We start from the raw sequence: 24274 nt of genomic DNA, 5'->3' as shown, positions 1-24274 counted from the left end.
CCTTCAGGCTGTTTCGTGCTGGGCCAGATGTTGAGCCTTTTGCTGCAGATAGACGGCATGTTCGCGAGCGGCGACGTAGCGCTCGTAAAACACGGCCGCTGCCGCCGCTTTTTCGGGGTCGACGGTCCGAGGCAACTCAGCACCCGTTTGCTTGTCGTATTTGCGGCCTCCTTGGTGATTCGAGTAACGCCGCGCGCGAGTCCAACCCATTTGCAGGAACTTGCGAGCCATGTCGGCACCGGGAAAGTCTTTCGCCCGCAGGTAAGCCAGAAACATCCGGTAGATTTTCGCCGCAGACTTCTTCGCTTCGGCCACACTCTTGAACCGCCAGTGAGGCAGAATCTCGCTCTTGTAGGGTTCCACCAGCAGCACTCCCTGCTCCCCCTTCCCCACCCGATACAACTCCGGCTGCTTGCGAAAATCGGTGCTCTGAAAATCCAGCGAGTAATCAAACGGAAGGCGGGGCATGATGAATGGCTATTGTTCCAGCGGCGTAGGTGGATCGCAGCAACAGTAAATCGCACTACAGGCGATAGTCGTGGACGGAGTGCAGTTTCAACGATGCCGGCACATTCAGTTTCTTGCGCTGACTCTCGAAGTCAACGAGCGACAGGGGTCCGCGAACTTCCGTCGTGTCGAATCGCAGAATCCAGTAGCTGAACACTCCTGGATCAGGCTCCTCATAGGTGTCATTCGGCTTTGCCTTGCGCTGCCGCAGGTGTTGTTGTTTTGCGATCAACCACAAATCGTCATGATCGATTTCGATAACCTTAGCAGGTATTACCGGAGGTGAATCCTTCGGCGCAATCGCGATTTGGTGAGCGGAGGTGCGGTAGACGACGAACCCCTGTGGCAGCTGCGCTGAAAAGTCAGCAGCACCTGCAAACCCAAAATCTCGAGCCCGACAGCCAGCCAATGCTGTCAGCAGCAAGATGCCGACTGCGGTCCAGGAGCGAGAGTGGTGAGAATTGATTTTCATCCTTGCCATTCTATTCAGGACACCCGCAGCGTGAGCGAGGAAAGCGAATTGCACGACTCCACGACGAATGGTCTTCCAGCGGCTAAACATCCGTGCGACGCTAAGCACTCGCCTCGCTCGCGCAGCGGGTTTTCTGAATTGCAACGCATCGGCACAAAGCATCGGCTCGTGAGATAAACCCCATGCCTCATCAGAATACGTCACCGCCTGCTCGCTCCGCCGCGCCGATCTTTGCCGCCGTGTTGCTGCTGTTACCGGTGTTGTACGTCGGGAGTTATCTGTCGCTGGTTGATCCGTATGAAAGGCCGGACGGAGATCGAGTGCTCGAATACCCTGTGGTGCTCTACTTGGAAGGCGATGATTTGAGGTATAGCGTCCATTCTTGGCTAGACATGCTGTATTGGCCGCTGGAGCGAATCGACAAGGCAGTGCGTCCCGATTCGTGGTGGCCCCGCAATTTCTAGAGGCTCGTGCGTGATTAGAATGGCGGGCATCATGGACATCATTCTTACGGAGACTGCCCTGACATTTGGAATCTGGATTTGGATTTTTTGGGAGCAGTTAAAGACACGAAGAGTTTCCATTTTGTCGCTGCTAATTTTGATGCTGTTACTCTCGTTCGGATGGGCGGCTGCTCTTGCCCATTTGCGGTGGGTTGACAGTCATCTGAAAAGCTCGGGGCTCAATGGGCAAATCTAGCTCCCGCTCCGCCGCGCCGATTTTGGCGGCCGTGTTGCTGCTGCTCCTGCCGCTGCTGTACGTGGGGAGTTATCTGGCGTTGGTTACGCCGCGGGGTACCCTCGTTCCCGTAACTGGGTCTTGGGGAGAGGAAGGGTTTTTGGTCTATGACTACCGTAACGTACGTAGCTACGGCTCGTATGCTTTCTGGCCGCTGGAGCAGATCGACCGGAAGTTGAGACCGGCGGTTTGGGAGCCACCACCGTGGCATGAGCCTGAGATCGGCCGGTGACCAAGCGACCGAAAACCAGCCACCACCCACCCTCGCTGCGGATTGCATTCGCGGGGGGTGTGGAGTAATTTGACTCCTTGCGGGTGACGACGGGCGGTTTTTACTGCGCAGTTGGCGGTTCTTTTCTGTCCACCCTCGGCGTCATTTATTCGGGAGCCAAGCATGGCGGTTTATCGGCGGATTGAGTTGACCAGTTTTAGCGGCACCACAGGCGACGTGACTCTGGTCCGGTTTGTTGACCGCAAGATCATCGACGCCACCAACATCCAGGAACTGGGAGACGAGCTGTTTTCCCTCGTCGAGAAGGAAGCCCGCAAACTGCTGGTTCTCAACTTCGCCAACGTCGAGTTCCTGTCCTCGGCGGCCCTCAACAAGCTGATCATCCTCGAGAAGAAGGTCAAGGCTCACAGTGGCAAGATGCGACTCTGCCAACTGCGGCCAGAAATTTACGAAGTCTTCGCCATCACTCGCTTGAATCAACTGTTTGATATCAAGGGAACCGAAGGCGAAGCCCTGACCGGGCTCTAATCAGCCCGCGGCTGCCCAGGGATGGCGGCCTATCGATCACCGCATTTCGGATCTGCCATGCCCCAGCCTGACTGGAATTGGAAGCTGGAACGCCGCTTTCCTAGTGAAGCTGCGCCGGGGCACGATGCCATCGCCAAGTTGCTCGCCGAGCTGGAACGGGTTGGCTGGCCCTCGCGCGACGTGTACGGCATTCACCTGTCGCTCGAAGAAGCACTGGTGAACGCCATTCGTCACGGCAACCAGAGCGATCCAGGTAAAGAAGTGCAGCTCCGTTTTTACCTGGCCGACGACTATGTGCGGATCGAGATTCAGGACGATGGTCCCGGTTTCGATCCTGCCCAATTGCCCGATCCCACCAGCGAAGAACATCTCGACCGGCCTCACGGCCGCGGCGTGTTGTTGATTCGCACCTTCATGACCCGCGTCGATTATGCGGGGCGGGGCAATCTGGTGATTATGGAAAAAGAGAAGTCTGCTAGCGGAAATTGAGCTACTGCTAGCCACTCTTCTTCCCTTCTCGTGCTGGCTGCTGACGAATTCTGTCGTTGCTGCTGCTTCCTCCGCACGTTGCCTGCGACTCTGCTCGCGCTTTTTCGCCGGTCAAATTGTCACCGCGCGCGGCCGAGTTCGCCCGCGATTTATGCGATAAAATCAACCTTGCAGCACTCTGACGCTCGCTGAAATGGGGCGGCTGCTTCTGCTGGCACCGCTAGCGAATTCTCGCCAGTTAATCGCTAGGGTTTAACTACTCTCCCACTGGCAAGCTAGGACGAGTGTGCGACGACGCACACGCACGATGAAGCCAAAGCGCGGCAGGGACCGATCAAACCTTCGGACGGATACGTCCCGGCAACGTTCTGCCGCCGCGCTTTCACCTGCCTGCAACGACCCAGTTGCCGGCAGAGCACGTTGGTGCAGTGGCGACATTTGTCGACAGGCGTTGGTTGATCCGCATTGACGTTGAACCCGCAGCAACGAGCCCGCAATGCCAGTATTTAATCTACGCCCGAGCCAGACTGCCAATCGCCGGCGCTGGTTGCAAGGCTTTTCGCTCGCTTGTGCTGCCGCGGTGTTCGGCACCGGCTCGTTCGCGCTCTCGTCGCTGGCTCCCGAAGCGGCCGCTGCCGAGAACCGCTTCACGCCTCTCATCCGGGCCATCGAAGCCGCCAAGCCTTCCGTCGTGAACATTCACGGCCGCAAAACCGTGCGAGCTGAAAACGCCTCGTATGGCAGCGACGGCATGAAGCAAGTGAATGGCATGGGTACGGGCATCATCTTCGATGCTCGCGGCTACATCCTGACCAACTATCACGTGGTCGAAGGGGTGAGCAATATTCAGGTCTCGATGCACAACGATCGCCAGGCCATCGCCAAGCTGATCGCGCACGACCCGAAGACCGATCTGGCCGTCATCAAGATCGAACCCGAAACACCGCTCAAGTCGGTTCAGTTCGGCACCAGCTGCGATCTGCTCACCGCCGAGACCGTAGTCGCCATGGGCAATGCCTATGGCTACGACTACACGGTCACGCAAGGGATCATTTCCGCGCTGCATCGCACGGTGCAGGTCAGCGACGAACAAAAGTATCAAGACCTGATTCAAACCGACGCCAGCATCAACCCGGGTAACTCGGGTGGTCCACTCTTCAATGCCGATGGCGATGTGATTGGCATCAACGTGGCGGTGCGAGTGGGCGCGCAGGGAATTGGCTTTGCCATTCCCATCGACGAAGCCCTCGAAGTGGCCGCCAAGCTGATGAGCATCGAACGGCTCGAACAGCAAAGCCATGGCATCGTCGGCAAGACCAAGTGCGAACCTTCGCAAAGGACGTTTGTCGTCAGCAGCGTGCGGCGCGAAAGCCCCGGTGAGATTGCCAATCTGCAACCGGGCGATGTGATTGCTGCCATCGGCGAACGCAAGATCGAACGAGCCCTCGACATTGAACTGGCCCTGCTTGGTCGCAAGAAGACAGAAGATCTACAGATCGAAGTGCTTCGCTCTGGTAGTCGCATGACGACCAACATCGTCCTGGCACCAGCCAGCGGCAACAAGGGTGGCAAGGTCGCCCTGGCCGATCGGGTGTGGGAGAACCTCGGTCTGCGGCTCGCGCCGATGGACGAAGCGGAATTCAAAACGCTCAACAGCCGCTATCGCGGTGGTCTCTCGGTCACTGCAGTCCGCGGTGATAGTCCAGCCTCGGCCCAAGGGATTCGCCGCGGCGATGTCCTGGTCGGCATGCATGTCTGGGAAACGGTCTCGCTCGACAACGTCTCGTACGTTCTCGATCGCGACGACGTCAACCGCCAAGAGCCTGTGCTCTTCTACATCTTGCGTGGCAGCGACACCCTCTACGGCCACCTGCGCTTCGCCGAACGCACTCGCTAACCGTAGTCATGTTGCTCCCCAAGATGAGCCAGCTCGATTGCTCGGTCCACCGCGCGCTGCTGTCATCTCGACGGAGCGAGATGAGTACGGTGACGGAGCGAGGTTACTACTTGGCTAGGGTGCGAGCTTCGCGGCGCAAGCGCTGGGCAACGGCACGCAGGCGATCGGCTTCGGCAAACGAGCCTTGATCTTCGCAGTCAGCCGCACGGGCATCGAGCGAGCGGCCGATCATGCGCAGCTGGTTGGCTAGCAGGTCGAGTTCAGCCAGCGACTCCGCCGGCGGCAGGTTCAGCGGCGCAGCAGGCAACTCGGACTGCTCGGCGGCATGGCGAGCCGCGACGCGGGCGAGCGCTTCGCGTCGTTCTTCATCGGTGATCTTGCCGCCGATCTGTTCCGCCGCGGTTCCCTGCAGCAAGTTCCCCTGCTGAGCACGTACAGCATCCAAGGCCTGATTGATGTACTTGGCTTCCGGCACTGCGGCCTTCGGCGTTTGGTCGGCAACCGGCGCAGCCGGTGCTTGGGCTTTCTCTTCGCCCCAACAGTTGAGACACAGCGTGGTAATGGCAATCGCCAAGATCAGCCAGGTTCGTCGTTTGCCAGTTCGCAGCCCAGTTGCCATCGCAGGGGTTCCTTCCCAGTGGTTGAATGGCGAAATTGTAGGCCAGCAGACCACCTGCCCGAAAGACAAACTGGGCAAGTTGACTGTGGTCGACGGCACGCTGGCAGGACAGCGTGTCGGCAGGAAGGTAAGATGGGACGCTGCAGGCATATATGTTTGGCTTTGCCGGAGATTGACTTCATGCGTAGGTTTTTTGCGGGTGGTGGGTTCTGCATCGCTATGGTCGGGCTGTTGCTGCTCGCCGGTTGTGGTTCGACTGATAGCGTTTCGTCGTCGGGCGGTGATGAAGGCGGCGGAGCAGAAGTGGAGTCGACCAGCTCCGAGATCAAGAGCTATGCCATCGCCGATTTGCCGGAGGTAGAGAAGCCGCTGGCGCCTCAAGACCAGGGTCGAATTGTGTTCAGCGTGCCGGTGGGTTGGCGAACCTTGCCCAAGGGCTCGAAGTCGCTGGCGGCGATGATTCCTGAAGAGGGAAGTGCCGCGAAGTTGCCGCGCATTACGATCAACGTCTCCGATCCGCCCACTGACGACAAAGCCAGCACCACACCCGACAACGCGGCGGAGTTTGCCAAAGCGATGCAATCCATCGCGCTGAAGGAAGGCAAGAAGATTCAGAAAGTCGACGCGACCACGCCGCTGATTCTGGGCGACAACACCTGGGTGCGGCACGTGCGCATCGCCAGCTTTAGTGATGCTCCGTGTGCCATTCAATCGCTGCAAACTATTCGCAGCGAACGGCTTTACACGGTCGAGCTGACCGTGACGGCGAACAGCGACAACCAATACAAAAACAGCCTGAAGAAGCATCGCGACTTCGCCTATGCCGTGGCGGCGCACATGCAATTCCCCAAGGACTCTGGCAGCGCGCCGGCTCCTGCAGAAACTCCGGCCGTGGAAGGCGAAGCGAACCCCGCTCCCACGGAAGAGAAGAAGGCGGAATAGCAAGTGCCGGATTCATCGAGAACATCGAAGGCGTCCACCGAATGGGGCGATGCCGCCGACCAGCATCACCTGGGCCTGCCGCGCCGCAACAACGGCAGACTGGTTGGTCTGCTGGCCACGCTGGGCGTCATCCTTGCCATTGTCTTGGCAGTGCGCATTTTTTCAACGTCACGCTCGGTCGAAGCGCAACCGGCGGTCGGCCAGCAACTGACGAAGTTGCATTTGGAACCACTCACGGGTGACGAATCGCCTCTGACCTCGGCCTCGCTGCAGGGTCAGGTCGTGCTGATCAACTTCTGGGGCCCTTGGTGCGTCCCGTGCCGATTGGAGTTTCCCGAACTGATGGAGCTGCGCGAAAGCTTGCAGGACGAGAGCAGATTTCGCTTTGTCTCGGTCACCTGCATGCCCAATCAAGACGAGCGGGAACTAGAGTCGCTCACGATTGCTTATCTGAAGAGTGCAGGCTTCGAGTTGCCCGTTCATCGCGATGCGACTTTCGCGACGCGCACAGAACTGATGGAACTGAACGACGGCAACTTCGCCTATCCGACAACCGTGTTACTGGATCAGCAGGGAATCGTGCGAGGCGTCTGGATTGGCTACCGTTCGGGCGTGACGTTGGAGATGCGCACCCAGATCGATGCCTTGCTGGCAAAGAAGAGCATGTAAGCGGAGCTATTGCCACGCAGGACTTACGACAGGATCTCCCGAATTGGCTTGCCGTGATCGATATCGAGTCGCTTGCGGCCGGGGATTTCTAGCCTCCGGCTGTCGAGGCCGAGCTGGTGCAGGATCGTGGCATGAATATCGGTGACGTAGTGCCGATTCTCCACCGCATGGAAGCCGATTTCGTCGGTGGCCCCGTGAACGACGCCTCCCTTGATGCCGCCGCCAGCCATCCAGACCGAGAAGCCGTAGATATGGTGGTCGCGGCCATCGGCCCCTTGTGAACCGGGTGTGCGGCCAAACTCACTGGCGAAGACGACGAGGGTGGAATCGAGCAAACCGCGCTGCTTGAGGTCTTTCAGCAAACCGGCAATGGGTTTATCGACCGCGCCAAAGTTTTTCGAGTGATTGGCCTTCAAGCCGCTATGAGCATCCCAGGCTCCTGCGCCGCCGGCACCATGTTGCACTTGAATGAATCTCACGCCACGTTCCACAAAACGTCGCGTAGCCAGCATCTGCAGGCCGAACTCGCGCGTGGCGGGATTATCGAGCCCATACAGGGCCTGAGTATCTTTCGTTTCCACATCCAGATTCAAAGTCTCCGGCACTGACGTCTGCATGCGATAGGCCAGCTCATACGCTTTAATCCGAGCACTGAGCGCCGGATCGTTGGGGTACTGTTCGGCCTTCAATTGATTCAGCTTACCGACCAGGTCAAAGCCGATCTGCTGTTCGGCAGCCGAGATGTTACTGGCCGGTTTGCCAAAGTCGAGTGGGTTTTTTGGATCGACACGAACCGGAATCGCATCATGGGACGGGCCGAGATAGTGCCCATCTTTCGCGTTCCAATACTCGCGCTTGCCCATCGAGATGAACTGCGGCAGGTTGTCGTTGAGCGAACCGAGCCCATAATGGACCCAACCTCCGAGCGTCGGAAACTCGCCGTCGAGCATGTGGCGGCCCGAATGGAACTGCGTCTGCGCGCCGTGATTATCGTCGGTCGTGTACATCGAGCGAATAATCGCGATGTCGTCAACGCAACCGCCCACATGCGGCACCCAGTCACTCAGTTCAATGCCCGCTTGGCCGTACTTTTTGAAACCGACTTGCAGCGGATAGAGCTTGTTCCGCTGCTGGCCGTTCGCATCGTTGATGACCGTAACGCGAGCCAGTTTTAACTTCTCCGGATTCTGCGCGTCCTTATGTGGCGTCTCGTTGATGGATTTGCCAGCGTACTTCGTCAGCTCCGGTTTCGGATCGAACGACTCCATGTGCGAGACGCCACCGTTCATGAACAGCCAGATGACGCTCTTTGCCTTCGGCGCAAAATGAGGCTGACCAGTTGGAGGCTGCCATTCGTCCGCCGGATTGGCGCGGAGCATACCGTCTTGCGCGAGGATGGTGCCCAGCGCGATTGACGAGAGACCTGCCCGTAGGAAGTTTCTGCGCGGTTGAAGAGTGGGAGAGGGCGAGTGCGCGAGGGAGGGAGGGCGCGAGAGAGAGAAATTTCTTTTCATAGGGTCCACTCCTCAGCGAATGGTCACGAAGTCGTTGTGGTTGAGCAGCGCGTGGATGATAGCAATGCGAGCGGAGAAGGAGGGGTTGGGCTTCTTCTGCGATGTGGCCAGGTCGGTGAGTTGGATGAGCGAGGATTTGACGAGTTCGAGTTCAGCGGGGGTTGGTTCGGTACTCAAGACGTTGATGAAGGCCGCTCTAGTGAAATCATCATCACTGCATTTCGGATTCCCCTTCTCAATCCGCGCGGCGACCTTTTGCGCGACGTCGAAGGCGAGCGGGCTGTTTTCGAGGGCGAGGGCTTGCTGCGGGACAATGCTCTCGGAGCGGCGGTAGCATTCGAGCACGTTGGCGTCGTCGAAAATGGAGAGGAACTTTTGATGCTCGTTGTGCGAATGCACAAAATACAAGCTGCGGCGTCTCGTTGATTCGTTGGCCACGGGAATCGAAGGTCCGCCCAGCGTGAGATCGAGTTCACCGGCGAGATGCAGCAGGCTGTCGCGAACGAGTTGCGCTTGCATGCGAACCGGATTCCCGTGCCAGTAATAGCGATTGTCGCCGTCCGCGGCGAGTGTGGCTTCGTTCGCACCGGCCGTCGATGAAGAAAGTCGATACGTCTGCGAAGTGACAATTAGGCGATGCAGGTGCTTCATGCTCCAGTTGCGTTCGCGCAATTCGACGGCCAGCCAATCGAGCAATTCGGGATGCGTTGGCGCGGTCCCTTTACGGCCGAAATCAAAAACCGTCGGAACCAGCGCGCGACCGAAATGGCGGTTCCATAAGTGGTTCACCGCCACGCGCGCGGTGAGCGGGTGCTCGTTGGCCGTGATCCACTTTGCCAGGGCCGTTCGCCGGCCAGTGCTCGTGGTGGGAAAAGGCTTCCGCCGGGAGTCCTCTTTTTCGAGATTGTTTTCGAGAGTCTTCAACGAGCCAACGAGCGACGTGTAGCTTTCTCCCGGCATCGCCAGCGCCTTCTCGGCCAGTTCGAGAGCCTTTTTGGCGGCGTCGAGTTTCTTCTCGGGATCTGCCTTCTTCTCGGCCGGCGCTTTCAACACGGCCAGTTCAGCGCGAGAGAGTTCTTCGTCGGCCTTCTTCGCCGCAGCTGTTTTCTCTGCCAGTGCGGCAGCGGTGAACAGCGGCTTAGTATCCGCTGAATCGGGACTCGCGTACTTGATGCGATCCGCGGCAACACGGGCATTCACTGCCGCCAACTGAGCTTCGGCGGTTACCAGGGACTTCGCGGCGATGGTGTGTTCGAGTTCTGCGACCGCTTTGTCTCCTTCCGCTGCCACGTCGAGTTTCTTATTCGCAGCGTCGACGGCTTCCTTCGCTTTGGCAACTGCTTGTTGAGCCACTTGCAGATGCGCCTCGATCACGCTGGGGCGCAAACCGGGTTGATACGCTTCGACGGGCAAAGTCACCGGTTCAATCGCAAAGGGAACGGAAGAGAGGAAAGTCGGAATCTGGGGAACAATCGGTTTGGTCTTGTCGGGATTGCGATCGTCGCCGCGAATGTGCAGGAAGGTCTCCGCGTCAAGATTGCAATCGAACGGGCGGGGGATGCCGTTCTTTTCGAAATCGAGTTCACCGCCGACGACATCGGTGCGAACCTGATAGGGCTCGAAGATGGCCCGCAGCTGATAGTATTCGACCTGCGATAACGGATCGTACTTGTGGTCGTGGCACTTGGCACAATTAAAGGTCAGCCCGAGCATCGCTTTGCCGGTATGTTCCACCGTTTCGTCGAGCCAACTGGTGCGGTTGAATTTGAAGTACTGCCGGGCGAGGAATCCGCTGCCGCGCAGGCGATCGAGATCGTTCGGACAGAGTTCGTCGGCCGCGAGCATTTCGCGCAGCATCTGGTCGTAGCCTTTGTCGGCGTTGTGCGACTCGATGATCCAGTCGCGCCAATGCCAGATGTGCTTTTGCGAGTTGCGCACCTCGGCCCCAAGCCCCCACCAATCGCTGAACCGCCAGATGTCCATCCAATGACGTCCCCAGCGCTCACCGTACTGAGGACTGTCGAGCAAACGGGTCACGACTTTGTCGTAGGCTTCCGCGGAGTTATCGGCCAGAAATGCTGTCTGCTCGTCAGTGGTCGGCGGCAAACCAACCAGGTCGAGCGAAACGCGACGGAGCCAGAGTCGCTTGTCGGCTGCTGGCTGCGGAGTGAGATTTCGCTTCGCATGTTCGGCCGCAATGAAGGCATCGATGGGGTTTTGCGCCCAAGCTGGATTGGCAACGGTCGGCAGCGGTGGACGAACCGGATTCTTAAACGCCCAGTGCTCGCGCGGGTCGCGCTCGGGCTGTTCATCGGCGGGAGCCAGCGCGCCGGCGGCGATCCAGGCTTTCATAGCTTCGACTTCGGCGGGCTTGAGCGGTTCCCCTTCCGGCGGCATCCGCTCCGATTCTTCCGCGGCCGAAACGCGGGCGATGATCAGACTCGTGGCATCGCCGGCCTTGATCGCCGCGCCACTATCGCCGCCCTTCGTAGCCAATTGAACCGTATCGAGCCGCAGGCCGCCTTCCTGCTTCAGCACGCCGTGGCAGGCATAGCACCGCTCACGCAGCACTGGCTTGATTTTGCTCGCATACTCGCCCGCAGGTTTCCCAGCGGCGGTTTCCTCTTCAGCAAGCGCGCTCGAGCCCAGGGCAAGACTGCCGAGCAAAAAACCAACAACAAGAGTCAAACGCTGGGCCATGCAAAAATCCTCGGGCGAGGGTCTTGGCCAAGGTGGGAAAGAGAGGCGGGCCGTAGCCGTTATCGTACTCGGTGGGAGAGGGAAAGTCTCGGGTTGGGTTCAGGGATGTCACGGTCAGGGAACCCAAAGCGTGAGCTGAAGCGTCGGGCAATCTAGGAAGCACCGCCGCGCTAGCAGTGCCAGCGACTTAACCTGTGCGGGCAACGAGTCTGTCGCCTCTAGGGATGCTACTCGCTGTGTCGATGACTCCCATTGATCGGCTGTTGCGTCCTTTGCCGATCTTCCCGCCTGAAGCCTACCAGTCACGAATCTACCGCCTTGTTCGGCCCACCTCGGAGCCAACCGTGCTCGTAACGTCGTTGGTGCATAAACTCGCACGCACACTTCAGCCGTGGCGCTATGGCGTCGTTGGCTTAAGTTGCTACGTCGCCATGACCAGCGGCCTGTTCGCCCAGCAGCCTGTGCAAATTCGGCCGGCCAACCATCAAGCGCAAGCGGCGGTGACACCCGCGGAGACAGTCATCACACCCCTCGCTCGGCCGCAGTTATCGCTGGTCGATCTTGAGCAGATGGCGCTGTCTAGCAATCCCTCGCTAGCTCGTGCTCAAGCGGGCATTCAAGTGGCGCGAGGTAAGTGGGTGCAGGTTGGTTTGCCACCGAACCCGTCCGTTGGTTATTCGGGGCAACAGCTGGGCAGTGGCGGCTTGGCCGAACAACATGGCGTGTATGCCACGCAAGAGATCGTGCGAGGCGGCAAACTGAACCTGAATCGCCAGGCTGCGGCCCACGAAGTGGCCCAGGCCGAGCAACAGTACATGGCTCAGGAGTATCGCGTGCTCACTGATGTGCGCACGGCCTTTTATCAAGTGCTGATTGCTCAGCGGCAGATCGACGTTTCGCACATCATCGCTGGTAACTATCAGCGCGCGGTCGAAACCACCGAGCGTCTGTTTCAAGCTCAAGAAATCAGTAAGTTGGAAGTGCTGCAGGCGCGCCTTGAGTTCGAGTCGGCCAGCGTGACGCTCAAGAACGCGCAGCACAGGCACAACGCAGCGTGGCAATCGTTAGCGGCTGTAATCGGCCAGCCTCACTTGCCGCCACAAGCACTCGCCGGTGATGCGGCCATCGCCTGCAAAAACTTCGACTATCAGCAGACGTTGCACCACATTCTGTCGGCCAGCCCGGAAGTCGCGGCCGCGGCGAGTAACATCGAACGTGCCCGCTGGGCCTATCAACGGGCACTCGTAGAAAAGAAGGGAAACGTCAACCTGCAAGCCTTGTACAACTGGCAAGACAACGGCATCGGCGGCCGCCCCGATGGCTCGCTGGTCGTCGATATGCCCATTCCGATCTGGAACAAGAACCAGGGTGGCATCGTGCAGGCCCAGGGCGAAGTGGCCATCGCCGAGCGCGCTTTGCAGCAGGTGGAACTCGACTTGCAACAACGGCTGGCACCCGTCTTCGAGCGATATCAGAATTCTCGTAACCAGGTCGAACGCTACGAAAAGACCATTCTCGCGCTCGCGCAAGAATCGACCGAGCTCTCGCGCAGGGCCTACCAGGCTGGTGAACTCAACTACCTAAGCCTGCTCCTGGCCGAACGCAGTTTCGCCACGGCCAATCTTACCTATCTCGATGCCCTGCGAGACCTGCGCCTGGCCGAAGCCGAGATGGATGGCTTTCTATTGCAGAACAGCCTGTCAGCGAGATAATTCGGGCCAAAAGAGAAAGTGAATACGCTCCGGGCGCTCACGCTACTGACTGAGAAGACGTTAGAGCGTGTGCAACTTCGTCCCTGGATGAACGGCCTTCGCGAGGTCGGCAACATGCTGATGGTGGGTGAAGAGAAGGACCTGGGTCTTTTGCGAGAGTTCGGCCAGGCACTTGAGCGTGGCACTTGCCCGGGCGTCGTCGAAAGTCATCAACACGTCGTCGATGATGAGCGGCACAGGTTCGCGGTTTTGTAAGTGCTGCTCGATGCCAGCGAGGCGCAAGGCCAGAAACAGCTGATCGCGCGTACCTTCCGAGAGGCCGCTAATGGGAACCTGAGGATTGGCGTGCCCTTCGGGACGAACTGCCTTGAGCACGTCTTGCCCCTCTTCATTAAAGATCTCAAGCGTGGCGAACTTCTCATCGGTGAGCATGCGAAAAAACTCGCCAGCCCGGCTGAGCATGGTGTCTTGATGCCGCGCTCGATACCGTTCCTTGGCTCGTTCCAAAGCGATATTGGCCAGTTGCAATGCCGCAAACTCCAGCACCTGCTCTTCCAAACGAGAGGCGACCAGTTCTGACTTTTGCTTGGCTTCCGCAGCGGCATCCGAAGCCTTCAAGTAGTCTTTCAACACCAGATTCGCTTGCAGCGCGGCAGCTTCGGCTTGCGCAATTTCGGGATCGAGTTCCTGGGCTCGCCGCGCGAGAGTGGTGATCCGCTCATCGAGGTTTTCGCGGGCGGTAACCGCCGCGGCGATGAAGTCGTCTAATCCTTGGCCCCGCGCACTCTTGAGGAGCACTTGCTCGTGCTCGCGAACTTCCTTTTCTGCCACCAGTCTTTCCTTGGCGCTTTGGACTGCGGGCGTAATCTGCTCGCTGGAAGTGACATCCACCTGCGCGGCGAGCGCTCCGAGCGCGGCTTCGGCCTGCCGAAAGGCATCGGTTGTGGTGGCCAGTTCGGCTTGCTGTTTTTGCAGCTGCCTGCTGCGGTCTTCGAACTGCGTGCGGCGAACCCGCGCGACCTTGAGTGATTCTTCCAGCTGGCGAAAGTCCTCGTCCAGAGATTCGGCCGTTGTTGGCTTGGCGGCTTTGTTCAGCCGTTGCCGCACGGCCGAGATTCGCTGCAGGAGCGTGGCCCTATCTTCAGTAATCTCTTTGATGCGAGCCGCTTTGATGCGAGCCTCTTTCATCTTGTCCTGCATCTCGGCGATTCGTTTGAGATACTCATGAGCCGTGGTGACCGAAATTTCGCCATCTTGCAATCCGAGCACAACAATGGCCGCCGACCAGGCTTCTTTCCACTTTTTCTGTTTCGCTTGCGCAGCTTGCAGTTCGCTATCGGCTTTAGCGGTTTCCAACTGGAGCCTCTGTACGTCCTCTTCCAACTTGGCAGCATTGGCTCGCTGCGCGGCCGCCTCTTTGGTCACTTGACCAGCAAGTGAGAGGGCCGCGGACAGCGTGGCGACCGACTTGGTTGCGGGACAAGCCGCGGCGAGTTGCGTTTGTAGCGAGACAATTTCTCGTTGGACCGCTGCTACCGCCTGCTGGCCTTCCTGCCAGGCGGCGAGGCGTTCAACGAGCCGTTGCCAGGTACCAAGCCAGGCTTGCATGACGGGCGGAGATTGCGGCGCGATGCCCGCTGCCTGCCACGCCGCTTGCCAATCTTTTTCCAGCTTCGCGGACTCCGCGTCCGCCGTTTGCAGAGCTGCGGTCGCAGTTTGTCGGCGAGCTTGCAGCGAATCGAGCTTTTGTTGCAGAGCCTGACAATTCGCAATGTGTTCGGCCTCGGTACGCAAGCGATCGGCAAGCGAATCAGCCTGGTGAACGACGATCTCGGTCGTATCGATCAACGACCGGCCGGGGGCATGCTCCGCTGTGAATTGGTGTTCCGCTGTTTCGTCGGCCTGAGCACTTAGACGCCGACGAATGAGTTGCAATCCACCATCGCGAACTTGCCGAACGTCGTGCAACTCAGCCAACGAGGGCAAAGCTTGTGTGCCCGTCGAAGCAGCAAGCCTGCCTTGCTCGGCGAGCAAGTCCCGCTCAATCTCGGTTAGGTCGCTTCGGGTTTTAGCAAGTCCGTTCTCGGCAGCAGCGCGGCGTTTCACGAACTCCGCGATCAGTTCACTGGCCGGCACAGACACTGTCGCGGCACTCTTCCAGTCACCGGGCGCGGCGGGTTGCAAGCGGCTGAACTCGCTGGCAAGCCGCTGTTCGTCGGCAGTGAGTTTTGTCTGCAGTTCGCGTAGCTTCTCTTCCAATGGACCGCGGGCGAGGATCGATTCCGTTAGCGCCACGAGTGGCGTGGGATCAACGTGGGGAGCCAATGAACGCTGCTTACCTGCAGCAATGCTCAAGGCCTCGCGAGTTTGCTCCAGCTTCGTTTCGGCATTCGTCACACCCTGCGCCACGGCCTTGGCATCGGCAGCCAGATCGCGAATGCGGTTCTCATCTTCGAGTCGCGGCTGGAGGCCGAGCATCTGGTCCCAGTTGGTCGTATTGGTGAGCTCGCGAAAGATATCGCGGGCCTCGCCGTCCAACTGGCGGCGGCGGGTATCGGCTTTGAACTCTTCTTCGCGGGCCTTCACTTCGGCCCCCACGAGTTTTTTCAGTTCATCGATTTCGCTCTCTTCGTCCAAGACGCCCGTCGGCAGATCCTCGGCCTGCTGCTGTTTTTTCAGTTCGTCGTACCTGGATTGCAAATCCTGCAACTTCGCCTGCGAGGCACCTCGTTTTTCGCGCACCGCCTGCAGTTGCTGTTCAAAGTCCGCGGGCAACAACGGGGCTTTGGCAACGACCGCCAACCGCTCGCGCGCGGCCCGATACAAGTCGATCACAAGCAAGGCTTGCTGATAGCGATCGAGCAGCAGTTGCTCGCGACGAACTCGCTCGCGCTCCTCACGCAAAGTCTGCGCCTGCTTTTCGGCCGCTTGACCTTGTTCGACGGCGGCGGCATACTTTTCGGGCAACAACGAGTTATCTCGAATGGCCGCTACCTGATCTCGATACTCGCGCAGCGACACGGCGATCGGTTGATTCTTACCCGCCGACTTATACAAGCTGTTCTGGCGCTGTTGCAGCGATTCGGCCAACTTGCGCAGGCCCGCCAAACCCGCGCCTGCGGCGAACAAGGCTTCGCCCAGGTCACCCTTTCCGTCAGCAATTTGACGACCACCAGCGACCAGCCGTTCGGAATCCAACCCAAAGAGTTGTTCGAATTGCGACTGCTGCAAGCTGCCTAAGAACTTCGCCCACAAAGTGTCGGTGATTTCCTGCTTCTCATCGGGCGTCAGAAGTGTAGCTTTAAGGCCTTTTCGCCGGACGCAGTCAAGTAACTCGCCAGCTGAGCTCTGCAGGGATGCCTGCACGCGGAACTGAGTTGTTTTAAAGTGATAGTCGTCAGCCGTCGTTTTGCCCCACCCAAACAACAGCGCATACAAGCCGCGCAGCGCGGAACTCTTCCCTGCTTCGTTGGCGCCGAAGATCACATGTAGGCCGCCATTGCCGGTAAAGTCGAGCGTCCGATCTTCGAACGGACCAAAGGAGCGAAAGTTTACGCTGACGAACTTCACGATTGGTCCTCCGCCGAAGCTTGCAACAGCACGGCCGCTCGCGCGACGATGTCGTTCCACGATTCCTTTGCCACATTTCGCAAATTTGCTGGCAAGCTCTTGAGCAATTTTTCGCATTCACCGGCCGCAAAATCTTCCCACGCGGCCTCCGGGTCGGCTTGAATTTCGGCCAGTACCGTGCGTAGTTCGCTAGCCGCGTCCTCACTGAGTATGGGAGAACTCGCCGCTGTAGATGGCAATTGCTTCCACTTGATCTTCTCGATCCATACATCCTTGCCAAACTGCGCTGCAAGTTCCGCGCGAAACTGATCGGCATCGGCTGCGACTCGGTGCCGCAGCGCGTCAGGGCAAGTGAGCACAAGACGAACTGCCAGTGGACGTCCTTCGGCTTCGTCCTGGGCCGCCGAGACGGCAGCGCGCACGATGGCGAGTAGATCGGCGGCTGACTCTGCATCGGCTCCATCGACGACTAGGACTTGCCAGCGAACAACATCGAGCGGGCGGAACTCGGTGGTGACTCGCGCTCCATCGACAGTCACGAGCAGACAGCCTTTAGCTCCCGTTTCGCGTGCATGTCGGCCCTGCACATTGCCGGGAAACTCGATCCTTGGTCGCTGCGTACCGTTGACCGATTCGCGCTGATGAATGTGTCCTAGCGCCCAGTAGTCATAGTCGCGCGCGATCAGTTCGCCGACCGTGCAGGGAGCATAGTTCGCGTGCCCTTCGCGCCCGTCGAGGGCCGTGTGCAAGATGCCAATGTTGAAGTAGCCCGAAACCGGCGCAGGATAGTTGGCTGCCAAATTGCGAGTTTCGGCTTGCTTTGCAAAACCCTGGCCATGCAAGGCGACGCGCAGTTCGTCCAGCTTCTTGGTGCTGGGTTCGGACGTGGCAAACGAATGGACGTTGTCGGGAAGCGTGAGATAGTGAGTTGTGCGGCTCTCGGCATCGTGATTGCCGCGAATCAGCAGCACCGGAATCTTGGCCTTCTCCAGTTCGCGCATACCACTGACGAAGAACAACCCCGAGTTGTAGTCGGGCCAATCGCCGTCATACAGATCGCCCGCGAGAATCACAAAATCGACGCGCTCGGCAATCGCCAGCTGGACGAGTGCTTGAAATGCCTTGCGCGTAGCGCCGCGCAGTACATCGACCGGGGCACCTTCGTACTGATCGAGTCCTCGCAGAGGGCTATCGAGGTGGATATCAGCAGCATGCAGAAAACGCATCGGCAGGCTCATCGCGATTGCGAGTGGATGGGGAGGGACTAATCATCTGTCCAGTATCTTAGCAACTGGCGAATTTCCTACCAGCATGCTTGCCTGGGTGAGTAGCGTACTAAGGGGTTGAGATTTTTCGACGACGCGCAAAGTGCTCCGAAACTGCTCTGGACTCGGCGAAATACTTTTGCGATGGTCCCAGCCCGTGTCTCATTCCCGCTCACCGATCGGTGAAACAGCGGGGAATGATCACGCGGACCATTCGTAGAAAATCAGTTGCCTGGGAGGCCCTGCTCATGTTGTCGACGTTCCTGTTTCAGCGATCTCGCTGGGCGATCTCGCTCGCGAGCGTGACTCTCGTTTGTGGTCTGATTGCAACTCCCGCTTTTGGCCAAGCGCCAACCAGCGGCGGTTGGAAGATGCCGAACCTGAACCCCTTTGCCGGCAAGAGCGGTCCCGCGACGGGTCGCGTCAGCGATAAGCCCCTCGTGCCAGACGGCATTAACCCGTTCAAACTATTGCCCGGTTCTGCCGGCAAAACCTCGAACAGCTCGTATCAAAAGCCACAACAACCTTCCACCTGGCAAAAGGTGACCAAGGGGACCAAGAAGGCCGCGGCTCAAACGGCTGACTTCCTCAATCCGTTCAATGATGGCCAACCGGAAGTGCAAGAACAAAGCGTGACGGGCTCGAACAGTCTGTTTAACCAGCACGCCAATGCCCGTGCTTCGAAGCCTGGCACCGCTCCCGGTACAAACCGCTCGTGGTTCCCTGGCTGGGGTGGCGGCAAGACGCCGGACTCCAAGCCAAAATCGGTCAACGAGTTTCTTAGCAGCCCACGTCCCAATTAGTCACCAGTAACAACACGCGGGCCGAGCAACAATTAGAATCGGGAGAGCAGTCAATACCGGCCGCACTACTCTCTGGATTTTCCTCCGCATGCTCGGCCGACTCGTTACTCTCGAGGTTTATCAGAATGCCATGCAGGCCCACCTGGTGAAAAACCAGCTGGAAGCTGCGGGCATTCGTTGCGTTCTTGCCGACGAGTACGCCACCACCATGGTCTGGCATCTCACCAATGCTATCGGCGGTATCAAGCTGCAAGTGGCCGAAGAAGATTTCGAGCGTGCTGCGGAAGCGCTCGATGCCGTGGAGCAACAACTGCAGCATGGCGATGAGGAAGACGCCCCTGCCACAGCAACCCATGCACGCGATGAGGATGCAGACGATCAGGCGGCTGCGGAGCCCAAACCGGGCACTGACGAAGACGATTCTGAACCGACCTTGAATGCTCGCGAACAGGATGCCGAACGAGCCTATCGCGCTGCCCTGTTCGGCTTTATGTTTCCGCCGCTACAGTTCTATGCCACTTGGCTGCTGCTGAGCGTGTGGCAAGCCGACGATCCGATTCGTCCCGCCGTTCGCCGCAAGCTCTACTGGGCGATCGGCTTCAACGTGCCGATGTTTTTTCTTGCTGCCGCAGCGACATTGATTTGGCTCCGCAGCTTGATCTATGGACCGGAGCTATGAACGGAGTCTGGACGGCCAACTCGCGGGAACTGAGTGCCTATCGCGGGTTGAAGTACGAGTTGTTGTTTCAGTCAGCGCCAGCGACATACGAGCAATTGATTCAAGCCTGGCGGAGCGATGAAGCGTTTCGCAGCTTCTTTAATCAACTGCTGGCCGATGTTCCCTACGCCTCGTATCGCTGGGAAACACCCTCGTTGACGACCTCAAGTGTGCAACGAGTGTTTGAGTTCGTGGCCATCGATAGTCCCGACCTCGCGCCCCACCCCGATCGCCATTCGTTCGCCGAACACTTTGACACCGCAGGTGCTAACGACACCGTCGTGACCTTTGCCAACTTGGGACGGAATGCGATCCTGGTCGTGCCTTGCCCCGTTGGTCCGGATCGAGCCTATTCGCATCTCGGGACCTTCGTACGCGCTGCTCCGGCCGAACAACAAGACCTCCTTTGGCAGCGTGTCGGCGAAGCACTCGATGGTCGTCTCAGCGCTGACCCCGTTTGGCTGAGCACTGCCGGCGCGGGTGTTTCGTGGCTGCACGTTCGCCTCGACAATCGGCCGAAGTACTACCGGTACGATCCGTACCGAGTTGGGTAAGCCAGTGGCCCGGCAATCTTGCCGAACCAACTTGATGTGAAGTGTGTCGTTGACGGAGTTCAAGGGGCCAATTTCTCCGTGGTGCGATGATGCCTGACTACAACTGGATCAACAGTGAGATCTTTACCGTTAAGGAGTTCTTCACGGCTGAAGAATGCGCGATGGCAATCGAACTGGCCGAATCGCATGGCTTTGCCGATGCGCCGATTAACTCTTCCTTCGGCCCCGAGATTCGCAAGGACGTGCGCAATAACGAGCGTGTGATGATCGACAGTCCCCTTCTCGCGGCGGATCTGTGGAAGCGAGTTACTGACTATGTGCCGCACCGCTTGGGCGATGCGACGGCGGGCGGAATTAATGAGCGATTTCGTTACTACCGCTACGACATCGGCCAACAGTTCGACTGGCACTACGACGGTGCTTATGAACGGCCGAACGGTGAACGAAGCAAGCTAACATTTATGATTTATCTCAACGACGACTTCCTTGGCGGACAAACATCGTTCGAAGGAATCACCGTGGTTCCCGAAACCGGCTTGGCCCTGTTCTTTGTGCATCAGATTCGACACAAGGGGCAACCGGTGCATCGCGGTCGCAAGTATGTGCTGCGTACCGACGTCATGTATTCGCAGACGAAGTGATTGCGGTACGCGAAACTCAATCCTCACGCTCGATCAGCAGGAAAGGCGAGCACTTCCTGAATGGTGGTCGCGCCCGTGGCGACCATCAACAGGCGATCGACGCCGAGGGCACAGCCTGAGCAGGCAGGCAGGCCATGCTGCATCGCGGCAACGAGGCGGCTCTCTGCGGGCAGCGTGTACTTGCCCGCAGCGACTCGCTTTTGATTGTTCGCACGATTGCGCTCAAGCAATACTGCGGGGTCAAGCAACTCGTGGTAGCCGTTGGCCAGTTCAACCCCGCTCAGATACAACTCGAAGCGTTCGGCGACCGCTGGATTGCCTTTGCTATCGGCTGGGCGAACTTGCGCGAGCGCCGATTGATCGGCTGGGTAATCGTACAGGATCGTTGGTCGCTCTTCGCCCAGTTTCGCTTCGACCAGTTCGGTCAGTACTCGATCGAGCAGGACCGCGCGGTCTTGCTCCTCGTCAGCTACTTCTTTTCCGTTGGTTGCTAGTGCGCTTCGCAGTTTCGGAACATCCGCGGTGAAGGGATCGATATTGGCATGTCGCTGAAAGGCTTCTCGAAACGTAAGTTGCTCGGCATCTTCGCAGCCGATGGCCGCACTCACCAAGTCACTAAGTAATCGCCTTCCCGCTGCGTAGTCATCGCCGGCGCGATACCACTCGAGCATCGTGAACTCGGGGTTATGCAGCGGACCGACTTCGCCGCCGCGATACGCTCGCGTGACCTGATAGACGGCCGCCGCACCAGCCGCCAGCAAACGCTTCATGCCGAACTCGGGGGACGTTTGCAAGTAATGCACTTCTCCAACGTCGGGCTCGCGCGCATCCTTGAACAGCGTGACCCGCAGCGGATCGAGATGCTCGTCGATCACCGAGTCGCGCGAAAGCGTCGGCGTCTCCACCTCAATGAACCCATGCGCATCAAAAAACCGGCGTAACCGCCGCAGCAACTCAGCCCGCTGATGGAGCATTTCTAAAGAACAAGAAGGGAGAAAGTCGCTCGACATCGTCTGGCCAGAAGTCCCCGCGGCACGGGTTCAACGGATGGCTAGTGCAAAAGCCAACAAACCCCCGGCACAGGGCCGGGGGCGAGAATGCAAAAGGTGAATGCTACGTCGAAACGCGTTCGATGTATTCACCACTGCGGGTATCGATTCGCAGTACGTTGCCGATGTTGATGAAGAGCGGAGCAGCGATTTCGGCACCAGTCTCCAGCTTGACGGGCTTGGTGACGTTGGTGGCCGTATCGCCACGAGCACCTGGATCGCAGTATTCGACCTTCAATTCGACGTGCGCGGGCGGTGTCATGCTGACGGGCTTTTCATTGAAAAGCATCATCGTGCAGGTCATGCCGTCCTTCAAATACTTCCAGGCATCGTCGACCTTGTCCTTGTCGAGTTCGTACTGCTCGAAGCTGGTCGCATCCATGAACACCCAAGTATCGCCCTGGCGATACAGGTACTGCACTTCGATTTCTTCGACGTCGGCCGCTTCCAGGGTATCGCCACCCTTGAAGACGCGCTGCAAGGTGGTGCCACGAATGAGGTTCTTCAACTTGCATTCGTACAGAGCGTTCCCCTTACCCGGCTTGCGGAAGTTCATTTCCGCCATCAGGTAAGGCTCGCCATCGATCTGGACCTTGATGCCTTTTTTGAAATCGCTCGTTTTATACGTCGCCACGTTCGTGACCCTGCTACGCTAACTGGATACTGGGGATTATGGTGTGAGAATGGAAATTGTAGCGGCTGACAACCCGATTGCCTGCGCCACTTCCCCCCGCCCAATGCCTGGGCGACTGGCGGTACCGCATGACTGGAAAACAGCCCTCAAAACGGCCGTGCGCGAGCCGGCGCAACTGCTGGCCTTGCTTGACCTTCCGGAATCGCTCCTGCCGCAGGCTGAAGCGGCCGCCAAGGCCTTTCCGTTGTTCGCGCCGTGGGGCTACATCGGCCGCATGGCAGCTGGAAAGTTGGACGACCCGCTGCTGCGGCAAGTTCTGCCGCTGGGTGATGAACTGAACGAGGTGCCAGGCTTTGCGGCCGATGCCGTCGGAGACAGCGCGGCAACCAAGTCAGCGGGGCTGATTCAGAAGTATCAAAGTCGAGCCCTGCTCATCACCACCGGCGCGTGTGCGATTCATTGCCGCTACTGCTTCCGGCGACATTACCCTTACTCGACCGCGCCGAAGTCGGTCGACGACTGGGAACCGGCGCTCGACCTGATTCGCGCCGACGAATCGATCGACGAGGTCCTACTCTCCGGTGGCGATCCCCTGACACTTGTGGATTCCACGCTTGCCGAACTGGCCGATCGTCTCGCTGCGATTCCCCACCTGAAGCGCCTTCGCATTCACACTCGCCTGCCAATCATCATCCCCGAGCGAGTCACCAGCGAGTTACTCGCCTGGCTGCGCGGAACGCGACTCGCGCCGCTGATCGTGGTGCATGCGAACCATGCGCAAGAAATTGATGACAGCGTGGCCCATGCGCTGGCCCGTCTCGTTGACGCGGGCGTTCCGCTGCTGAATCAATCCGTGCTACTGCGCGGGGTGAACGACTCCGCGGCGGCGTTGGTCGATCTCTCTCGCCGGCTGGTCGATCTGCGCGTGATGCCCTACTACCTGCACCAACTCGATCGCGTCGCCGGTGCTGCCCACTTCGAAGTGCCGGTGAAACGTGGCCTGCAACTGATCGCTGACATGCGTGAACAACTTCCCGGCTACGCCGTGCCGCGCTACGTTCAAGAGATTGCTGGCGAACCGCACAAGCGCGTTCTCGCGTGAACTGCTGGAGTTAGGAAAATCACTTCACCTTGTGCAGGCATTCGTCGACCTGATGTTTGGCGGCGATGGGGCTGAGTGAGGGAACGATGTTGCGGCCTTGGCCGAGATAGAGGCAGCCAGTCGGGGCCGCGTATTGCACGGCGTTGGCAATCAGCAACTGAATATTCGAGTTGTGATAAATCGGAAAGGTATCGTGGCCGGGACTCAGGTAAATGACTTTCCCTTTTCCACGTCGCCAGGCACAACCGCTGCGAAAGACCTCGCCCCCTTCGAACCAGCTGAGCAGAAACAGTTCGTCGGGCGAGGGAATATCGAAGTGCTCGCCATACATTTCGCTCTGCGGCAACTCGAACCATTCATCGCGCAGGCCACTGACTACGGGATGTCCGGGATCGATGACCCAGACCCGTTCTTTCTCGGCTGCCTCGCGCCAGCGCAGCATGCAGCTGGTACCCATCAGGCGGCGAAAGATCTTCGACGCGTGTGCGGAATGCAGTGCGACGAGTCCCATGCCATGCAGCACACGATCATGCACCCGCTGCACGACTTCATCCTCGACGCGCTCGTGCGCGGCATGTCCCCACCACAGCAGCACGTCGGTTTCTGCGAGCGCCGCATAGGTCAGGCCGTGGTCGGGCTCGTTGAGCGTGGCAATCCGTACCTCGACGCCATTGCCCAGACGAGTTTCGAGCGCATCGGCAATCACCGTATGCAAGCCGTTAGGGTAGATCTTGCGAACTTGGTCGACCGTCAGTTCGTGAAGGTACTCGTTCCAGATCGTAACGCGCAGCGGAGAGGCAGCCATCCGTGTCTCCTGGGTATGCGAGGAAAGAAGAGTTCGGCAGACCAGCTCAGCTGTCCGCAGGATCAAATGGTGATCGCTCCCACCAGCGCACGCAAGGTGGTGAAAGTTTAGTAG

General features: G+C 58.8%; 22 protein-coding genes. 12 read left to right on the top strand and 10 right to left on the bottom strand.

The features are described 5' to 3' along the window. Positions 1–3 precede the first annotated feature (3 nt). Positions 4–468 (bottom strand): DUF4385 domain-containing protein, encoded by a 465-nt coding sequence (locus NA78x_RS03625; protein ID WP_425617057.1) that lies wholly within the window; start codon positions 466–468, stop codon positions 4–6. A 55-nt stretch (positions 469–523) separates the two neighbouring features. Next, positions 524–1069: a DUF3997 domain-containing protein gene (locus NA78x_RS03620; protein ID WP_425617056.1), complete on the bottom strand. Its 546-nt coding sequence runs from the start codon at positions 1067–1069 to the stop codon at positions 524–526. Between the two features lie 92 nt (positions 1070–1161). Between NA78x_RS03620 and NA78x_RS03615 the strand changes: the two genes are divergently transcribed. From NA78x_RS03615 to NA78x_RS03600, 4 genes are all read left to right on the top strand, one after another. Continuing rightward, on the top strand, positions 1162–1443 hold the full coding sequence (locus tag NA78x_RS03615; RefSeq protein WP_425617055.1) for a hypothetical protein: 282 nt from the start codon (positions 1162–1164) through the stop codon (positions 1441–1443). Positions 1444–2111: 668 nt separating this feature from the next. Further along, positions 2112–2477 carry an STAS domain-containing protein gene (locus NA78x_RS03610; RefSeq protein WP_425617054.1) on the top strand — a complete coding sequence of 122 codons (366 nt, stop codon included), beginning with the start codon at positions 2112–2114 and terminating at the stop codon, positions 2475–2477. A 57-nt stretch (positions 2478–2534) separates the two neighbouring features. Further along, on the top strand, positions 2535–2966 hold the full coding sequence (locus NA78x_RS03605; protein WP_425617053.1) for an ATP-binding protein: 432 nt from the start codon (positions 2535–2537) through the stop codon (positions 2964–2966). A 496-nt stretch (positions 2967–3462) separates the two neighbouring features. Beyond that, positions 3463–4863 (top strand): trypsin-like peptidase domain-containing protein, encoded by a 1401-nt coding sequence (locus NA78x_RS03600; protein ID WP_425617052.1) that lies wholly within the window; start codon positions 3463–3465, stop codon positions 4861–4863. A 106-nt stretch (positions 4864–4969) separates the two neighbouring features. On the opposite strand, the gene NA78x_RS03595 is transcribed toward NA78x_RS03600, so the two are convergent. Continuing rightward, positions 4970–5482 (bottom strand): hypothetical protein, encoded by a 513-nt coding sequence (locus NA78x_RS03595; protein ID WP_425617051.1) that lies wholly within the window; start codon positions 5480–5482, stop codon positions 4970–4972. A 180-nt stretch (positions 5483–5662) separates the two neighbouring features. On the opposite strand from NA78x_RS03595, the gene NA78x_RS03590 reads away from it, so the two are divergent. Both NA78x_RS03590 and NA78x_RS03585 read left to right on the top strand, forming a co-directional pair. Then, positions 5663–6424, top strand: a complete 762-nt coding sequence (locus NA78x_RS03590; RefSeq protein ID WP_425617050.1) for a hypothetical protein — start codon at positions 5663–5665, stop codon at positions 6422–6424. Between the two features lie 3 nt (positions 6425–6427). Beyond that, positions 6428–7093, top strand: a complete 666-nt coding sequence (locus NA78x_RS03585; RefSeq protein WP_425617049.1) for a redoxin domain-containing protein — start codon at positions 6428–6430, stop codon at positions 7091–7093. Between the two features lie 23 nt (positions 7094–7116). On the opposite strand, the gene NA78x_RS03580 is transcribed toward NA78x_RS03585, so the two are convergent. Together NA78x_RS03580 and NA78x_RS03575 are read right to left on the bottom strand one after the other, a co-directional pair. After that, positions 7117–8607 carry a DUF1501 domain-containing protein gene (locus NA78x_RS03580; protein WP_425617048.1) on the bottom strand — a complete coding sequence of 497 codons (1491 nt, stop codon included), beginning with the start codon at positions 8605–8607 and terminating at the stop codon, positions 7117–7119. Between the two features lie 12 nt (positions 8608–8619). After that, on the bottom strand, positions 8620–11307 hold the full coding sequence (locus tag NA78x_RS03575) for a DUF1553 domain-containing protein (protein WP_425617047.1): 2688 nt from the start codon (positions 11305–11307) through the stop codon (positions 8620–8622). Positions 11308–11651: 344 nt separating this feature from the next. Here NA78x_RS03575 and NA78x_RS03570 point away from each other — a divergent pair, with 344 nt between their 5' ends. After that, entirely contained in the window at positions 11652–13019 is a 1368-nt protein-coding gene (locus tag NA78x_RS03570; RefSeq protein ID WP_425617046.1) for a TolC family protein, read from the top strand. 60 nt (positions 13020–13079) lie between these two features. Here the strand turns inward: NA78x_RS03570 and NA78x_RS03565 are convergent, their stop codons facing one another. Continuing rightward, positions 13080–16589: an AAA family ATPase gene (locus NA78x_RS03565; RefSeq protein WP_425617045.1), complete on the bottom strand. Its 3510-nt coding sequence runs from the start codon at positions 16587–16589 to the stop codon at positions 13080–13082. Further along, positions 16586–17815 (bottom strand): metallophosphoesterase family protein, encoded by a 1230-nt coding sequence (locus tag NA78x_RS03560; protein ID WP_425617044.1) that lies wholly within the window; start codon positions 17813–17815, stop codon positions 16586–16588. The genes NA78x_RS03565 and NA78x_RS03560 overlap by 4 nt, the downstream gene beginning before the upstream one ends. 287 nt (positions 17816–18102) lie before the next feature. Here NA78x_RS03560 and NA78x_RS03555 point away from each other — a divergent pair, with 287 nt between their 5' ends. The 4 genes from NA78x_RS03555 (at position 18103) to NA78x_RS03540 (ending at position 20570) form a co-directional block, all read left to right on the top strand. After that, complete coding sequence (locus NA78x_RS03555; RefSeq protein WP_425617043.1) at positions 18103–18657, top strand: hypothetical protein; 555 nt, start codon at positions 18103–18105, stop codon at positions 18655–18657. Positions 18658–18745: 88 nt separating this feature from the next. Beyond that, complete coding sequence (locus tag NA78x_RS03550; protein WP_425617042.1) at positions 18746–19336, top strand: DUF2007 domain-containing protein; 591 nt, start codon at positions 18746–18748, stop codon at positions 19334–19336. Then, the gene (locus NA78x_RS03545; protein ID WP_425617041.1) at positions 19333–19929 is read left to right on the top strand and encodes a DUF6940 family protein; all 597 of its coding nucleotides are present in this window, start codon (positions 19333–19335) and stop codon (positions 19927–19929) included. The genes NA78x_RS03550 and NA78x_RS03545 overlap by 4 nt, the downstream gene beginning before the upstream one ends. 89 nt (positions 19930–20018) lie before the next feature. Further along, positions 20019–20570, top strand: a complete 552-nt coding sequence (locus NA78x_RS03540) for a prolyl hydroxylase family protein (RefSeq protein WP_425617040.1) — start codon at positions 20019–20021, stop codon at positions 20568–20570. Between the two features lie 23 nt (positions 20571–20593). Here the strand turns inward: NA78x_RS03540 and epmA are convergent, their stop codons facing one another. Continuing rightward, positions 20594–21580 (bottom strand): EF-P lysine aminoacylase EpmA, encoded by a 987-nt coding sequence (gene epmA, locus NA78x_RS03535; RefSeq protein WP_425617039.1) that lies wholly within the window; start codon positions 21578–21580, stop codon positions 20594–20596. A 103-nt stretch (positions 21581–21683) separates the two neighbouring features. Further along, positions 21684–22253, bottom strand: a complete 570-nt coding sequence (efp, locus tag NA78x_RS03530; protein ID WP_425617038.1) for an elongation factor P — start codon at positions 22251–22253, stop codon at positions 21684–21686. A gap of 49 nt (positions 22254–22302) precedes the next feature. Here efp and epmB point away from each other — a divergent pair, with 49 nt between their 5' ends. After that, positions 22303–23355 (top strand): EF-P beta-lysylation protein EpmB, encoded by a 1053-nt coding sequence (gene epmB, locus NA78x_RS03525; RefSeq protein WP_425617037.1) that lies wholly within the window; start codon positions 22303–22305, stop codon positions 23353–23355. A 19-nt stretch (positions 23356–23374) separates the two neighbouring features. On the opposite strand, the gene NA78x_RS03520 is transcribed toward epmB, so the two are convergent. Continuing rightward, positions 23375–24160 (bottom strand): ThuA domain-containing protein, encoded by a 786-nt coding sequence (locus tag NA78x_RS03520; protein ID WP_425617036.1) that lies wholly within the window; start codon positions 24158–24160, stop codon positions 23375–23377. Positions 24161–24274 lie beyond the last annotated feature (114 nt).

The organism is Anatilimnocola aquadivae, assembly GCF_049819085.1.
GTDB lineage: Bacteria > Planctomycetota > Planctomycetia > Pirellulales > Pirellulaceae > Anatilimnocola.
Note: the sequence above shows the minus strand (reverse complement) of the source record. Positions and strands in the feature narration are given on the sequence as shown.